Genomic DNA, 15,381 nt, shown 5'->3' with positions numbered 1-15,381 from the left:
CTCAGCCCTCCTTGTTGGCGGCGATGGCCGCCAGCAGCTGGTCCAGCGACACCTCGTCCATGGCCTCGTCGACCGGGCGCAGCTCGAGGTGGCGCACCGTGCGCGCATCCGGGCTCAGCAGATACACCTGCAGCGGCCGCGCCTCGCAGTCGGCGACGGCCTCGTCCGCGGCGGCGATCACCACCTGCGGACGGAAGTGGCCGAGATGGGACAGCAAGGCCGAATGCTCATGAGAGATCAGCACCTCAATCTCCGGGTCAAGGGCCAGTTTGGAGGCCAGGATCCCGCTCAACAGGTCCGGGATGCTGGCGATCAGGACACGGATGCGCTGGGCCGGCATGGATTCGCGCCTCCGTGGGCAAGCATGGGATTCGGCATTCAGCCTACGCGCGCCGCTGGCGGCCGGTAAGGCCCACGCGGCGTGCGCGAAGGTTCAAATTCGATCCAGGCCCGGACCCGCGGGGATTGCATCCCCGGCACGGCCCGACGCGCGCGTGCGCGCCGCGCCGTGTCGACCGGCGCGGCGATGGACGACGGGGAGGCGGAGGAGGCGGTGAGAGAGGCGGAGAGGAGGCAGAACGCCGTCAGCGCGGCGCGGCCGACGGCGCCTGCCAGCGGTCGGCTGGCAGCAGCACGCTGGCCGCTTCGTGGCGGTGGCGCAGCTGCAGCCGCTGCAGCAGGTTGTGCACGTGGTTCTTCACGGTGGCGAGTTCGATGCCCAGCTCGCGCGCGATCTGCTTGTTGCTCTGCCCCATGCGCAGCAGCTGCAGGATGCGCGTCTGGCGCGGCGTCAGCGCGCTCAGCTCGCGACCGTCGTAGGGGCTGCGCTCCCGGGCCAGCTGCGCGACGCGCCGCAGCAGCATGGACGAGATGCGGGGGGAACAGCTCAGTTCGCCGTCCAGCACCGAATGCACGCAGTCCACCAGCTCGTCCAGCGTGTTGTCGCAGGTCACGAAGCCCATCGCGCCGGCCTCCGCCCATGCGAGCAGCTCATCACCGCTGTCCGCCGGCAGGCCCAGCGCGATCAGCTTGGTCGAGGCCGATGCCTCCTGCAGGCGCGACACCGCCTCCAGCGCGCCGCCCATGCTGATGTCGAACAACAGCGCGTCGGGCTGGTACCGGCCGGCGGCGGCGATCGCGCCCGCCAGGTCGGCCTCCGCCGCCGCCACTTCCAGCGCGGGGCGCTGGGCCAGCGTGCTGGCCAGCCCGTCCCGGTAGATGCGAGCCCTGACCGCGAGTACCAATCTGCTCATATCCCCTCCTCGTGGCCGGGTCCAGGCGCTGCGGCCCCGGCCGGGTGCCGTGCGCCCTGGATCTGTTCTGGATCTGGATCCGGGATCGTACGTGGTCGAACTTCCGCGCCAGTCCCCCACTACTAGGGGCTGTGTCGCCACCGCCGCCGTGCCCGCATAGCGCACAGACAGGCTTTGTTGTCCATACACCGCTGCGCGTACACCCAAGCCGACCCCTGCATGAAATCATTCCGGAAATGCATAACCCCGTTCCATGGTGGAGTTACCGCGTGATTACATTGGGGTGACAATCGGATCAGGGGGCGTGCCTTGGCGAGCGGCATTGGGTCAGGTCCGGAACACATCGGGCCTGACCCAATTCCGCTTTTGCATCTTTAGATTGGATAACGCCATGAACCGACCCGTGATGGAAGGCCTGCGCCTGAATGTGCCGGCCTATGTGAAGCACCAGCGCCTGGTGGCCTGGGTGGCCGAGATCGCCGCCCTGACCGAGGCCAAGGATGTCTATTGGTGCGACGGCAGCCAGGAAGAGTACGACCGCCTGTGCCAGCAACTGGTCGACGCCGGCACGTTCAAGAAGCTCAACCCGGTCAAGCGTCCCAACAGCTACCTGGCCTGCTCCGATCCCAGCGACGTGGCGCGCGTGGAGGACCGCACCTTCATCTGCTCGCAGAAGAAGGAAGACGCCGGTCCCACCAACAACTGGATGGACCCGGCGCAGATGCGCAAGCTGCTGCAGACCGGCCAGGACGACGGCACGCCCGCGCTGTTCAAGGGCGCGATGAAGGGCCGTACCCTGTATGTCGTGCCGTTCAGCATGGGCCCCATCGGCTCGCCCATCGCCCACATCGGCGTGGAGCTGTCGGACAGCCCCTATGTGGCCGTCAACATGCGCATCATGACCCGCATGGGCCGCGCGGTGCTCGACGTGCTGGGCGATGACGGCGCCTTCGTGCCCTGCGTGCACACGGTGGGCGCGCCGCTGCAGCCCGGCCAGGCCGACGTGAAGTGGCCCTGCAACGCCACCAAGTACATCGTCCACTATCCCGAAACGCGCGAGATCTGGTCCTATGGCTCGGGCTACGGTGGCAATGCGCTGCTGGGCAAGAAGTGCTTCGCGCTGCGCATCGCGTCCACCATGGGGCGCGACCAGGGCTGGCTGGCCGAGCACATGCTGGTGCTGGGCGTGACCTCGCCCGAGGGCAAGAAGTACCACGTCGCCGCCGCCTTCCCCAGCGCCTGCGGCAAGACCAACTTCGCGATGCTGATCCCGCCCAAGAGCCTGTCGGGCTGGAAGGTCACGACCATCGGCGACGACATCGCCTGGATCAAGCCCCACGCCGACGGTCGTTTGTACGCGATCAATCCCGAGGCGGGCTATTTCGGCGTTGCGCCGGGCACCAACACGCTGACCAACCCGAACTGCATGGCCAGCCTGGACAAGGACGTGATCTTCACCAACGTCGCGCTGACCGACGATGGCGACGTCTGGTGGGAAGGCATGAGCGACACCGCGCCCGCGCACGCGATCGACTGGCAGGGCAAGGACTGGACCCCGGAGATCGCCAAGGCGACCGGCGCCAAGGCCGCCCATCCGAACGCCCGCTTCACCGTGTCGGCGACCAACAACCCGGCGCTGGACGCCGAGTGGGACAACCCGGCCGGCGTGCCCATCGACGCCTTCATCTTCGGTGGCCGCCGCTCCACGACCGTGCCGCTGGTGACCGAGGCGCGCGACTGGGTCGAGGGCGTGTACATGGCCGCGACCATGGGCTCCGAGACCACCGCCGCCGCCGCCGGCCAGCAGGGCGTGGTGCGCCGCGACCCGTTCGCGATGCTGCCCTTCATGGGCTACAACATGGCGGACTACTTCCAGCACTGGCTGGACCTGGGCAAGAAGCTGCAGGCCTCCGGCGCCAAGCTGCCCAAGATCTTCTGCGTCAACTGGTTCCGCAAGGGCGCCGACGGCAAGTTCGTCTGGCCCGGCTACGGCGACAACATGCGCGTGCTGAAGTGGATGCTGGAGCGCGTCGAGGGTCAGGACAGCGGCGAGATGCACGCCTTCGGCGTCACCCCCCGCTACGAGGACCTGAGCTGGGAAGGCCTGGCCTTCACCCGCGAGCAGTTCCTCGCCGCGACCCACATCGACAAGGCCGACTGGGCCGCCGAGCTGAAGCTGCACGACGCGCTGTTCGAGCAGCTGGCCTACCACCTGCCGGCGGAACTGCCGGCCACCAAGGCCAAGATCGCCGAGCGCCTGGCGCAGGAGTGACGCGACGCGCGCGGGGGCGCCGCTGCGGCGGCGCGCCGGCCGCGCGCTTCGCCACCTCAGGGCCGCCGCGGCGGCCCCAAAACCAAAGCCCGCTGTCAGCGGGCTTTTTGCTTGGTCAGAATTGAAAGTCTGCGCTCACTGGCGCAGCCCGGTTCCGACCGGACCGGGAGGCGGAACCTTCAGCGACGGCAGCTGGCGGCGCGCAGCTCGGCGGCGAACGAGGGCATGCTGTCCTCGTACTGGGCGGCCAGGGCCAGCAGCTCGCGTTCGGCGCGCAGCAGACGGGCCGCTTCGATGCGGGCCTTCACGTCGGCGATCATGCGCGCCCAGACACGGGCACCGATGGTGGCGAACGTACCGCCGTGACGCACCGTGCGGGTCACCGGCAGACCGAAAGTTTGGGTAGCGACGCTCATGGCGATTTCCTTTGTGTTGTAGGGCTTGGTGAGCCAACGGAACGAAGTATCGGGTAAACCCTAGGAATAACGCCAATGAAATGATTGCATCCTGCCTATAAGCAACGTGCATATCTTGGCGCCATGAGCTTCCTGAACCTGGACCTGAATCTGCTGAAGGTGTTCGACGCCGTGATGGCCGAGCGCAACCTGACGCGCGCCGCCGAGCGCCTGGCCATGACCCAGCCGGCGGTCAGCCATGCGCTGAAGCGGCTGCGCGAGGCGCTGGGCGAGGAGCTGTTCGTGCGCCAGGCCTTCGGCATGAAGCCCACCTCGCGCGCCGAGGGGCTGTGGCCGGAGGTGCGGGCGGCGCTGACCCGCCTGCGCGTGGCCTTGGATCCGGGCGACTACCAGCCGCACCAGGAGGAATACACCTTCCGCCTCGCGATGGCAGATTCCACCGCCGCGCTGGTACTGCCGCCGCTGATGGCCCAGCTGGAGCAGGCGCGCGCGCTGGCCAACGTGCATGTGCTGCCGCTGACCACGCGCGACCCGCGCGGCCTGCTGGAGCAGGGCGAGGCCGATTTCGCGCTGGGCTACTTTCCCAGCGCGGTGGCGGCGCTGCAGGGGCTGGGGCAGATGGCGGCCATCCACCAGCAGCGGCTCTACGACTCCCACTATGTTTGTGTGATGCGCCGCGGCCATCCGCTGGCCGAGGCGGAGCTGGACCTGGACCGCTATTGCCAGGCGCACCACCTGCTGGTCAGCTTTTCGGGTCGGCCGCATGGCTTCGTCGACGAGGCGCTGGCGGCGCTCAAGCGCAGCCGGCGCATCATGCTGACCGTGAACCAGTTCTTCACCGCGGGCCGAGTGGTGGCGCAGTCCGATTTGCTCACCGCGCTGCCGCTGTCCTTTCTGGACGCCACCGGTTACCGCGAACAGCTGATCCACCGGCCGCTGCCCTTGCCGCTGTCGCCGGTGCATGTGGATCTGCTCTGGCATCTGCGCAACGAAGACCGCAGCGCCCAGCGCTGGATGCGCCAGCGCCTGATCGAGGCGGCCCACCAGGCGATGGAGTGAGGCGCCTATCCGGCGCCGGCCAACAGCGGCGACAATGCGCGCCCATGAGCATCGCCCACGACCTTTCCGACGCCGAGTTCGGCGAACTCGACGACCTGCTGGCCGACACCCCGGAGCCGCTGCAGCCGCTGGATGCGTCCATGCTGGACGGCTACCTCTGTGGCGTGCTGGTGCAGCCGCGCCTGATTCCCATCGAGGAATGGCTGCCGCCCATCTTCGACTACGACGGCGGCCAACTGCCGGAAGACGTGGATCCGGCCTGGCTGGCGCGCGTGCGCACGCTGGTGGCGCGCCGCCAGGCCGCGCTGAACCAGAGCATGCTGGAGCAGGGCTGGTTCTACCCGCTGGTGCTGGACCTGGAGGCCGAGGCTGATGGCGACGCCCAAGGCCAAGCCGCCCCTGAGACCTCCCCTGAGACCGCCGCGCCGGTCGACACGCAAGGCGAGGCCGCGCCGGACGAGGGTCAGCCCGCGCTGCCCGAGGATCCGATCACCCGCAGCCTCCTGCCCTGGGTGGCCGGCTTTGAATACGCGGCGATCACCTTCCCCGACCTGCACGAGCAGGCCGACGACAACGTCCAGGCCCTGCTGGCGCGGCTGTACCGCCATCTGCCGGCCGAGACCGACGAAGAAAAGGAAATCGTCGCCACGCTGGAACGCGAGCATCCGCTGAAGAACCTGGACGAGGCGATCGAAGACTTGGTGCTGACCGTCGTGGACCTGCAGGCCGCGACCGAGGCGCAGCGCTTCCACGTCGAGCAGGTCCGGCACGACGCGCCCAAGCTGGGCCGCAACGATCCCTGCCACTGCGGTTCGGGCAAGAAGTTCAAGCACTGCCACGGCGCGGCCTGAGGCTGGCCGCTCCCAGCCGTTCCCGCTCTTCCCGCATGCGCTTCCAGCTGCTGTCCGATCTCCACCTGGAGACCGAGGACTTCGTGCCGCAACCGGCCCCCGGGGCCGAGCTGCTGATCCTGGCCGGCGACGTGGACAGCCGCTGGGAGGGGCTGCGCCGCTTCGCCGGCTGGCCGGTGCCGGTGCTCTTTGTGCCCGGCAACCACGAATACGACGGCCGCGAGATCCGTCGCTGCGGGGCCGAGCTGCGTGCCTATTGCGCCGACCTGGGTCTGCGCATGCTGGACGACGAGGCCCTGGTTTGGACCGGCGCCGATGGCCGTGCGCTGCGCATCCTTGGCAGCACGCGCTGGAGCGATTTCGAACTGTTCGGCGCGGCACAGCGCGAACGCGCGATGCGCGCCGCCGGCTATTTCCAGCGCCTGATGGGCGCCACGCTGGACGGTCGCGTGTTCGATGCTGCGGCGGTGCGCGAGCTGGGCCTGGCCAACAAGGCCTGGCTCAAGCGCGAGCTCGAACAGGCGTTCGACGGCCCCACCCTGGTCGTGACCCACTTCGCGCCCAGCCTGCGCAGCGCCGACCCGCGCTACGGCCAGCAGCCCACCACGGCCAGCTTCTGCAACGACGACGAGGACCTGCTGCCGCTGGCCACGCTGTGGGTGCATGGCCATCTGCATTGCCGCCACGACTACCGCGTGGCCCACGCCCGAGGCGAGACCCGCGTGGTCTGCAATGCGCGGGGCCATGGCCGCAAGGGCGAGGCCCTGGGCTTTGATCCGCTGCGGGTGCTGGAACTCTAGGAACCGGCCGGGCCGGTCGTCGGCTTGACTCGGATCAAACCGACAGGGCCGGCCTGTGCAAGACTGCAAAGCGCCGACCGAGGATCGGCGTTCCCACCACGGCCGCCCTGTGGGGCCGCGCTGAAATCACGAGAAAGGACCCGAGCATGAAGATTCTGGTTGCCGTCGACGGCAGTGCCTACACCAAGCGCATGCTGGCCTATCTGGCCGCTCACGAGGAATGGCTGGGTGAACTGCACGACTACACCGTGGTCCATGTGGTGCCGGCTGTGCCGCCGCGCGCCGCCGCGGTGCTGGACAAGGCGGTGCTGAAGGCCTACTACGACGACGAGGCCGAGAAGGTGCTCAAGCCCATCCGCAACTTCATGGGCAAGCAGGGCCTGAAGGCCGAGTTCCTGGTCAAGGTGGGCCATGCGGCCGACGTCATCGCGGCCTCGGCCACCAAGGGCAAGTACGACCTGCTGATCATGGGCTCGCGCGGCCATGGCGCGCTGGGCAACCTGGTGCTGGGCTCGGTGGCCACCAAGGTGATGGCCCACTGCGAGACCCCGGTGCTGCTGGTGCGCTGAGCCCCGGACCGGCCATGCGGCCGGTCGGCTCAGGTGCCGCGCCGGGCCGCCAGCCAGGACAGCGGCGACTCCTGCGCGCCGTCCTGGCGGCTGGCCGATTCCAGCGCGTATTCGGCGCGCGGGCGGGTTTCGAAGTCGGGCTCGTCCAGCGTCGCCTCCATGCCGAAGGCGGTGCCCAGGTCGGCCGGATCGGGGACATGGGCGGGGGCGGTCGTGCGGCGGAACAGGCGCAGATGTTGGGCGAATCGCATGGCGGACCTCGACTTCAAGTTGCACAGGCTTCGTCGTTGCGCTCTGCCGCCTCGCGGCGTTTCCGGCTTGCGGGCCGGTGTGCAGGGCCTGATCACAGTGTGAGCGTTCCGCGCGAAAGTTGAACCACTGAAGTGGGTGGAATCGCCTAAGCTGTTTACTAATCCGCACAGCTTGGAACCTGGCGGAAACATGGGCGGCGTGAAAATACCACTCCCCCCTAGGCAGGATGGTTGCGGTCACAAGCGCTCGCTATCCTTCGCCCCCTTCCAATTCCTCTGGATGCGTTCATGCGTTTCGCTATTCACCGGCTGGTGACCTGGGTCACCGTGGCCCTGAGCATTGTTTCCGCCCTGATGCTGGCGCATCAGGTCCAGGAAGCCGTGCCCGGCTCGGGCCCGGTCAGGGTCGCCGTGCAGCATGGTGGCGGCTCGGAGCACGCGCTTGAGCTGGCCCACGAGCCCGATGCGGCCGCGTCCGCGGCGCTGATGGCCCTGCGCTGAAGCCGGCCGGTTTTCCTCAATGATGCAAGGCCACGGCGGCGCCCGCCGCCAGCGCGTGGCCGATCTGATCCAGCAGTGCCGCCGGCGCGCCCGGCTGGTCGGGTTGCAGCTTCCATTGGTGCCAGTGCAGCATCACCTCGATGCGGACCTCGGGCCTCACCGCGAGCAGTTCGCCACGGGCGATCAGCGGGGCCAGCTGCAGTTCCGGCGCCACGCCCACCCCCCAGCCCATGCGTATCGCATGCACATAGGCCTCGCTGGACGGCACATAGCGCTCCAGCAGCCGCGGTGAGCGCAGCCCGAAGGCCTTGGCCACCCATTGCACCTGGTTGTCGTCCTTGCGGTTGAAGACCAGGAAGGGCAGCTGGGCGAAGTTGGCCGCGCTCAGGCCCTGCGGCAGATGGTGCTGCGCGAAGGCCGGGCTGACCGCCGCGACATAGCGCATGCGCCCCAGCGGCTGCACCACGCAGCCGCGCAAGGCCTGGCTCACCGTGCTGACGCAGCCCAGCACCTCGCCCTGGCGCAGCCAGTCGTGCGTGAAGTCCTGGTCGTCCACCACCAGCTCCAGCCCGAAGCCCTGGCGCAGACCCTGCTGGACCAGCGGGTCCAGCGCTGGCAGCACCCAGGTGGCCAGGCTGTCGGCGTTCACCGCGATGGGCAGGCGCTCCTGCGGGGCCGCCTGCTGGCCCAGCTCGCGCGACACATCGGCGCGCAGGGCCTGCAGCTGACGCGCGAAGCGCAGCAGCACCTTGCCGGGTTCGGTCAGTCGCAGCGGACGCGAGCGCACCACCAGCGGCTGGCCCACCTGAGCCTCCAGCCCGCGCAACCGTTGCGAGACCGCGCTTTGCGTGATGTTCAGCGCATGGGCGGCGCGCTCGAAGCTGCGCTCGTCGGCCAGCGCGGCCAGACAGTCCAGCGCGGCGGAGTCCAGGTCTTTCATAAGTTTTTCTAATGTACAGCGATAAATATGAATGGCGCTTCTTGTTTACCGCGCGCCTGCCGACAATCGCGCGATTTCGTTCGGCGTCATTTGTGCGCATTTCGCCCTGCTTGGGGCGATGCCCGCCGCGCCCCTGGCGCTTGCGGCTGGCGGCGGACGGAACCTAAATTCAAACCCAACAGGAACTTCTCCGAGGAGTCCGCATGAAAGTCGTTGTCCTGGGTGCCGGCATCATCGGCGTGAGTACGGCCTGGTATCTGCTGGAGCAGGGGCACGAGGTCACCGTCGTCGACCGCCAGGACGACGCGGCGCTGGAAACCAGCTATGCCAACGGCGCGCAGATCTCGGTCAGCTTCTGCGAACCCTGGGCCAATGCGGGTGCGCCCTTCAAGGTCGCCAAATGGCTGCTGCGCGACGATTCGCCGCTGCTGTTCCGCCCTCGGCTGGACCCCGCGCAATGGCGCTGGGGCCTGAGCTTCCTGGGCCAGTGCACCACCGCCGCCTTCGAGCGCAACGTGGAGCAGCTGGTGCGCCTGGGTCGCTACAGCCATGAATCGCTGAAGTCGCTGGTGGCGCAGACGGGCATCGAGTACGACCGCCTGGAGCGCGGCATCCTGCACTTCTTCTCCAGCCAGGCCGATTTCGACGCCGGCGCCGCCGGTGCCGAGGTGATGCGCCGCCATGGCGTGGACCGTCGCGTGCTCAGCCGCGACGAGGTGCTGAAGGTGGAGCCGGCGCTGCGCAGCTTCGGCAGCCGGATCTTCGGCGGCACCTTCACGCCCAGCGACGAATCGGGCGACGCGCTGGTCTTCACGCAGAAGCTGGCGCGGTTGTGCGAGGCGCGCGGTGCGCGCTTCCTGTGGGGCCACGACGTCCTCGCGCTGCAGGCCGAGGGTGGGCGCATTGCCGGCGCGCAGATCGCCGCGCGCGCCGACGGGCGGCGCCAGACCCTGAAGGCCGACGCCTATGTCGCCGCGATGGCCTCTTACACCCCGGCGCTGCTGAAGCCGCTGGGCGAAACACTCAACATCTATCCCGCCAAGGGCTACTCGGCCACGCTGCGCCTGAAGAAGCCCGACGACGCCAGCGTCGTCAGCCTGCTCGACGACACGCGCAAGATCGCGATCTCGCGCCTGGGCGACCACATCCGCATCGCCGGCACCGCCGAGCTGGTGGGCCTGGACACCAGCCTGGACTCGCCCACCTCACGCGTGCGTTGCGAAGCCCTGGTGCGCCGCTACGAGGAGCTCTTCCCCGGCGTGGCCGACCTGTCCGAGCCCAACTACTGGACCGGCCTGCGTCCCAGCACGCCCACCAACATCCCCTACATCGGTCGCAGCCGCAAGGCCGCCAACCTCTGGCTCAACGCCGGCCACGGCACCTTGGGATGGACCCACGGTGCCGGCTCCGGCCATGCGCTGGCAGACCTGGTCAGCGGCCGTCGCCCTGAGCTGGACTTCGCCTTCTACGGCGACGCGCTGCCGGCCCGCCCGGTGCGCCAGATGGCCGCCGCCTGATCGCGGCGCCGGCGGCGGCTCGGGCTTGGCCCGGCCGCAAAGACTCGAAGACCCGGCTAGAATCCGCGCCCCTTTTTGTTTGGAGCGGATTCCCATGGCTTCCCGGCTGCCCGGCGATTTCTGCGCCATCGACTTCGGCACCTCCAACTCGGCGGTGGCCATTCCCCGCGGCGAGCGCATGGGCCTGGTGCCGCTGGAGGGCGAGCACAGCACCATGCCCACCGCGGTGTTCTATTTCAGCGAGGGCCGGCATGACGCCGACGGCCCGCCGCGCGCCTTCGGCCGCGCTGCGCTGAAGGCCTATGTGGAGGGCAGCGACGGGCGGCTGATGCGCTCGATGAAGAGCATCCTGGGCTCCAGCCTGATCGACCAGGCCACCGACGTCGGCGGCGGTCGCGGCGTGAAGTACTTCGACATGCTGGCTGGCTACCTGAAGCGGCTCAAGCGCCAGGCCGAGGCCGCGTCGGGCCAGGGGCTGCAGCGCGTCGTGCTGGGCCGGCCGGTCTACTTCGTCGACGGCGAACCGGCGCGCGATGCCGCGGCGCAGGCCTCGCTGGAGGCCGCGGCCCGCGCGGTGGGCTTTGCCGAGGTCCAGTTCCAGTTCGAGCCCATCGCCGCCGCCTTCGACTACGAGCAGCAGGCCGAGCGCGAGGAGCGCGTGCTGGTGGCCGACATCGGCGGCGGCACCTCGGACTTTTCGCTCGTGCGCGTGGGGCCGCAGCGGCGCGCGCGGCTGGACCGGCGCGAGGACATCCTGGCCAACCACGGCGTGCACATCGCAGGTACTGATTTCGACCGCCATATCGAGCTGGCCGGCATCTTGCGCGAATTCGGCTACCGCGCGCTGGGCCCGGAGCGGCCCGGCCAGCCGGCGCGCGAGGTGCCCAGCGGCATCTATTTCGACCTGGCCACCTGGCACCTGATCAACACCTGCTACAGCCCGCAGCGCATCGCCGAGCTGCGCGCGATGCGCGGCTTCTATGCCGACCTGCGCCAGCACCAGCGCCTGATGACGGTGCTGGAGGAACGCCTGGGCCACGAGCTGGCGGGGCGCGCCGAGCAGGCCAAGATCGCCGTCGCGCAGGGCGGCGACGCGGAGGTGGACCTGGGGCTGATCGAGTCGGGCCTGGCGCTGACGATCACCGAAGCGCAGGCGTTGGAGGCTCTGCAGGGCGATGTTGAACGCATCGCCGCGGCCGGGCGCGAGACTGTGGCCCAGGCCGGGCTGCGGCCCGACGACGTCGATGCGCTGTACTTCACCGGCGGTTCCACCGGGCTGCGTCTGCTGGCGCAGCGCATCGCGGCCGACTATCCCTCGGCACGCCAGGTGACGGGCGACCGCTTCGCATCCGTGGCCACCGGCCTGGGGCTGCACGCGGCGCGGCTGTTCGGGGCGACTGCGGGTTGATCCCGAGGCGGGCGCCGCACCGCCGGCATGGCCGAGGTTCGACACCCCTCGGTGGCTTTGCTAGGCTTGCGCGCTTTCTTCCCCTCATCCCCGGTCCCGCCCATGTCCACCCCTGTTCTTCGTCCTCTGGTCCTGGCCCTGTCGCTGAGCATTGCTGGCGCTCAGGCCTGGGCCCAGCCGCCCGCCCAGCCTGCGTCGGCCGCCGCGGAGGCCTCGTCCTCGCTGGCCTATCAGCAACCCTCGGCCGCGATGCGTGCGGTGCTGGATGCCAAGGCGCTGCCGCAGACCCAGCTCTCGCCCGACCAGCGCACGCTGGCGACGCTGGAGCTGCGCCGCTACCGCAGCGTCGCCGAGCTGGCCCGCCCGGTGCTGAAGCTGGGTGGCCTGCGCTTCGACCCCGCCACCGACAGCCCACAGCTGACGGCGCAGATCGACAGCCTGACGCTGAAGAACCTGGCCGACGGCAGCGAGCGCCGCGTCGAGCTGCCCGCCGGCGGTGCCTTCCACCAGCTGCGCTTCTCGCCCGATGGTCAGCGCTTCCTGCTGAACCGGCGCACCGACCAGGCCGTGGAGCTCTGGGTGGGCGACGTGGGCACGGGCCAGCTGCGCCCCATCCCCAAGCTGCGCCTGCACACCATGCTGGACGCCCATGTGGTGTGGCTCAACGCTCATGAGCTGGTGACGCTGGCCGTGCCGGCGCGGCGCGGTCCGGCGCCCAGCTTCGCGGCGCCCAGCGGCCCCGCGGTGCAGGAATCCATGGGCAAGGTCTCGCCCGAGTACACGCTGCAGGACCTGCTGAGCAACCCGCAGGACGAGGCCGTGTTCGCCCACCACGCGCAGTCGCAGATGGTGCGCGTGGACCTGGCCCGGGGCGGTGTCCGCGAGATCGGCGAGCCGGGTCTGTATGCCGAGATCAGCGCGGTGGGCACCGGCCAGGTGCTGCTGGTTGAGCGCCTGCTGCAGCCCTTCAGCTACCGCGTCCGCTGGAACGACTTCGCGCGCGAGGTTGAGTTGCGCGACGCCTCGGGCAAGCTGATCAAGAGCCTGGGCCGCATCAAGCTCAAGGAGGGCGTGCCGGTCGAAGGCGTGATCACCGGGCCGCGCCAGTTCTGGGCCTCGCCGGCCGCCGATGGCGCGGTGTACTGGGTGGAGGCGCTGGACGGCGGCGACCTGCGCAACAAGGTGTCCCACCGCGACCGCCTGATGCGCCTGGATGCGCCCTACCAGGGCGAGCCGCGCGAGGTGCATCGCACGGCGCAGCGCCTGACCGGCTTTGCGATGCTGGAAGGCGGGCGCCAGGCGTTGGTCACCGACTTCGACCGCGGCCGCCTGTGGATCACGCAAGACCTGCTGAGCCTGGGCGGTGAGGCCGCGCCGCGCCGGCTTGCCGAGCGCTCGATGCGCGACCGCTACCGCGATCCCGGCATGCCGCTGACGCGCATGCAGCCCAACGGCCGTGTCGCCGTGCGCGTGGATGGCGGCTCGATCTGGTTGGTGGGAGCCGGGGCCAGCGCCGAAGGCGAGAAGCCCTTCCTGGATCGCCTGAACCTGGCCGACGCCAAGACCACCCGCGTGTTCCAGTCCGGCCGCGACGGTGACAAGACCTGGTTCGAGCGTCCGCTGGCCGTGCTGGACGCGCAGGGCAGCCGGATCCTGACCCAGCGCGAAAGCTTCACCGAGCCCGCCAACGTGATGCTGCGCAGCGGCGCCGCGCTGGGCGAGATGAAGGCGCTGACCGCGGTGAAGGACCCGACGCCGCAGCTGCGCAACATCCGCCGTGAGCTGGTGCGCTTCAAGCGCCAGGACGGCGTCGAGCTGTCGTTCTGGCTCTATCTGCCGCCCGATTACAAGGCCGGCGAACGCCGCCCCGCCTTCGTCTGGGCCTATCCGCTGGAGTACACCGACGCCGCGACCGCGAGCCAGGTCAGTGGCGCCGCCAATCGCTTCAACACCTTCGGCGGTTCGAGCCCGCTGATGCTGCTGCTGGACGGCTATGTCGTGCTGATGGACGCCACCATGCCGGTGGTCGGTGACCCCAAGACGGTGAACGACAGCTTCATTGCCCAGATCACCGCCAATGCCCAGGCCATCATCGACAAGGCCGACGAGCTGGGCGTGGCCGACCGCCACCGCATGGTGGTCGGCGGGCACAGCTACGGCGCCTTCATGACCGCCAACCTGCTGGCCCACACCGATCTGTTCAAGGCCGGCATCGCGCGCAGCGGCGCCTACAACCGCACGCTGACGCCCTTCGGCTTCCAGAGCGAGCGGCGCACCTACTGGGAGGCGCAGGACGTCTACCTGCGGCTTTCGCCTTTCAACTACGCCGACAAGCTCAAGGAGCCGCTGCTGCTGATCCATGGCGACAGCGACAACAACCCCGGCACCTTCCCGCTGCAGAGCCAGCGTCTGTACCAGGCCCTGGCCGGCACCGGCGGCAACGTGCGCTATGTGTCGCTGCCCTTCGAGTCGCACGGCTATTCGGCGCGCGAGTCCATCGGCCACACGCTGTGGGAGATGAGCGAGTGGATGAAGCGGCAGGTGGGGGCGCCGTGAATCGGCCCCCCGCCCAGCGGGACCGCTGAGCGGCCCCCCGTGGGGGCGGCGATGCTCGCGGGGGGGGCCTCGCGAGCACATCGCCAGGAGGGCCGGCTTGGGGCGGCCCGGCGCTCGGCCCGTGGAATGCGGCCCCCCGCCCGGCGGGACCGCTGAGCGGCCCCCCGTGGGGGCGTCGATGCTCGCGGGGGTGGCCCCGCGAGCACATCGCCAGGAGGGCCGGCTTGGGGCGGCCCGGCGCTGACGATCAGCGTCGGGGCGGTCCGCCGCGGCGCGGGCCGGGGCGGGGCGCGGCGCGCGTGGGCAGGGGCTGCGAGACGTCGGCCAGCAGCAGGCTGGCGCGCACCAGGCTTTCCACCGCTTCGCTGAGGTCGGTGGGGGGCTCCAGGCTTTCGATCTCCTCGAGCAGCGCGTCGGCGTCTTCCAGGTCTTCCGGATCCAGGTGCATGTAGAGCTGGGCCAGCGGCTCGGTGAGCTGGGTCTCGTCCAGCCCCATCAGCGCCGGGAATTCATCGGCGGCCAGCGCGAAGCCGGCGACCCAAGGCAGCACGGTTTCCGACGGCGATGCCTCGTCGTCCAGCTCGAACACCCAGGGGTCGAACCATTGGCGCTCGGCGATGGCCTGCTTCAGCTCGCGGTGGCGGCGTTGCACCAGGTTCAGCAGGCCCTGACCGTCGTAGTCGGCCGGCGCCGATCGGCCGGCCTCGCTGTCCAGCACCCAGGGCCACCAGGCCGACAACGGCACCGGGCGCGGCTGCAGGATCACGCCGACCAGGAAACCGTCCAGCGCCGACAGGTCCAACGGCGTCAGCGGCGCGGGCACGCGGTCCAGCAAGGCCTGCAGCCGGTCCAGGTCCTTGTCGCTCCAGGGCTCGGGCGGCGCCGCGGGCGGCGCGGGACGGCCAGGGGCGGCGGCGGAACGGCGGGGAGCGGCGGGGCGGGGCGGGTTCATGGCGTGATTATCCCGGCTGGCGTCGCCCCCGCCGCA

Annotated in this window: 15 protein-coding genes; 9 read left to right on the top strand and 6 right to left on the bottom strand. The window is 69.8% G+C overall.

What is annotated here, in order from left to right; genetic code table 11:
- Position 1: 1 nt before the first annotated feature.
- Positions 2-340: a hypothetical protein gene (locus LZ017_RS04765; RefSeq protein ID WP_241298925.1), complete on the bottom strand. Its 339-nt coding sequence runs from the start codon at positions 338-340 to the stop codon at positions 2-4.
- A gap of 244 nt (positions 341-584) precedes the next feature.
- The gene (locus LZ017_RS04760) at positions 585-1,253 is read right to left on the bottom strand and encodes a response regulator transcription factor (RefSeq protein WP_241298924.1); all 669 of its coding nucleotides are present in this window, start codon (positions 1,251-1,253) and stop codon (positions 585-587) included.
- A gap of 391 nt (positions 1,254-1,644) precedes the next feature.
- On the opposite strand from LZ017_RS04760, the gene LZ017_RS04755 reads away from it, so the two are divergent.
- Positions 1,645-3,525, top strand: coding sequence for a phosphoenolpyruvate carboxykinase (GTP) (locus LZ017_RS04755; RefSeq protein WP_241298923.1), 1,881 nt, complete (start codon positions 1,645-1,647; stop codon positions 3,523-3,525).
- A gap of 179 nt (positions 3,526-3,704) precedes the next feature.
- On the opposite strand, the gene LZ017_RS04750 is transcribed toward LZ017_RS04755, so the two are convergent.
- Entirely contained in the window at positions 3,705-3,941 is a 237-nt protein-coding gene (locus LZ017_RS04750) for a hypothetical protein (RefSeq protein ID WP_241298922.1), read from the bottom strand.
- Positions 3,942-4,064: 123 nt separating this feature from the next.
- Between LZ017_RS04750 and LZ017_RS04745 the strand changes: the two genes are divergently transcribed.
- The 4 genes from LZ017_RS04745 to LZ017_RS04730 all read left to right on the top strand — a co-directional run bounded on the left by LZ017_RS04745 (position 4,065) and on the right by LZ017_RS04730 (position 7,220).
- Complete coding sequence (locus tag LZ017_RS04745; RefSeq protein ID WP_241298921.1) at positions 4,065-5,000, top strand: LysR family transcriptional regulator; 936 nt, start codon at positions 4,065-4,067, stop codon at positions 4,998-5,000.
- A 44-nt stretch (positions 5,001-5,044) separates the two neighbouring features.
- Complete coding sequence (locus tag LZ017_RS04740) at positions 5,045-5,851, top strand: UPF0149 family protein (RefSeq protein WP_241298920.1); 807 nt, start codon at positions 5,045-5,047, stop codon at positions 5,849-5,851.
- Positions 5,852-5,886: 35 nt separating this feature from the next.
- On the top strand, positions 5,887-6,651 hold the full coding sequence (locus LZ017_RS04735) for a metallophosphoesterase (RefSeq protein ID WP_241298919.1): 765 nt from the start codon (positions 5,887-5,889) through the stop codon (positions 6,649-6,651).
- 146 nt (positions 6,652-6,797) lie between these two features.
- Positions 6,798-7,220 (top strand): universal stress protein, encoded by a 423-nt coding sequence (locus LZ017_RS04730; protein WP_241298918.1) that lies wholly within the window; start codon positions 6,798-6,800, stop codon positions 7,218-7,220.
- Between the two features lie 29 nt (positions 7,221-7,249).
- Here LZ017_RS04730 and LZ017_RS04725 read toward each other — a convergent pair whose 3' ends face one another.
- Positions 7,250-7,471, bottom strand: a complete 222-nt coding sequence (locus LZ017_RS04725) for a hypothetical protein (protein ID WP_241298917.1) — start codon at positions 7,469-7,471, stop codon at positions 7,250-7,252.
- A 288-nt stretch (positions 7,472-7,759) separates the two neighbouring features.
- Here LZ017_RS04725 and LZ017_RS04720 point away from each other — a divergent pair, with 288 nt between their 5' ends.
- Entirely contained in the window at positions 7,760-7,972 is a 213-nt protein-coding gene (locus LZ017_RS04720; protein ID WP_241298916.1) for a hypothetical protein, read from the top strand.
- 16 nt (positions 7,973-7,988) lie between these two features.
- On the opposite strand, the gene LZ017_RS04715 is transcribed toward LZ017_RS04720, so the two are convergent.
- Positions 7,989-8,912 carry a LysR family transcriptional regulator ArgP gene (locus LZ017_RS04715; protein WP_241298915.1) on the bottom strand — a complete coding sequence of 308 codons (924 nt, stop codon included), beginning with the start codon at positions 8,910-8,912 and terminating at the stop codon, positions 7,989-7,991.
- Positions 8,913-9,115: 203 nt separating this feature from the next.
- Between LZ017_RS04715 and LZ017_RS04710 the strand changes: the two genes are divergently transcribed.
- The 3 genes from LZ017_RS04710 (at position 9,116) to LZ017_RS04700 (ending at position 14,393) form a co-directional block, all read left to right on the top strand.
- Positions 9,116-10,429, top strand: coding sequence for a D-amino acid dehydrogenase (locus LZ017_RS04710; protein ID WP_241298914.1), 1,314 nt, complete (start codon positions 9,116-9,118; stop codon positions 10,427-10,429).
- Positions 10,430-10,523: 94 nt separating this feature from the next.
- Complete coding sequence (locus tag LZ017_RS04705; protein ID WP_241298913.1) at positions 10,524-11,837, top strand: Hsp70 family protein; 1,314 nt, start codon at positions 10,524-10,526, stop codon at positions 11,835-11,837.
- A 102-nt stretch (positions 11,838-11,939) separates the two neighbouring features.
- Positions 11,940-14,393 (top strand): prolyl oligopeptidase family serine peptidase, encoded by a 2,454-nt coding sequence (locus LZ017_RS04700; protein ID WP_241298912.1) that lies wholly within the window; start codon positions 11,940-11,942, stop codon positions 14,391-14,393.
- Positions 14,394-14,640: 247 nt separating this feature from the next.
- On the opposite strand, the gene LZ017_RS04695 is transcribed toward LZ017_RS04700, so the two are convergent.
- Positions 14,641-15,345, bottom strand: a complete 705-nt coding sequence (locus LZ017_RS04695) for a YecA family protein (protein WP_241298911.1) — start codon at positions 15,343-15,345, stop codon at positions 14,641-14,643.
- Positions 15,346-15,381: the final 36 nt, after the last annotated feature.

Source organism: Pelomonas sp. CA6 (assembly GCF_022549225.1).
GTDB lineage: Bacteria > Pseudomonadota > Gammaproteobacteria > Burkholderiales > Burkholderiaceae_C > Roseateles.
The sequence above is the reverse complement of the archived record's forward strand: the minus strand, read 5'-3'. Positions and strand labels throughout refer to the sequence as shown.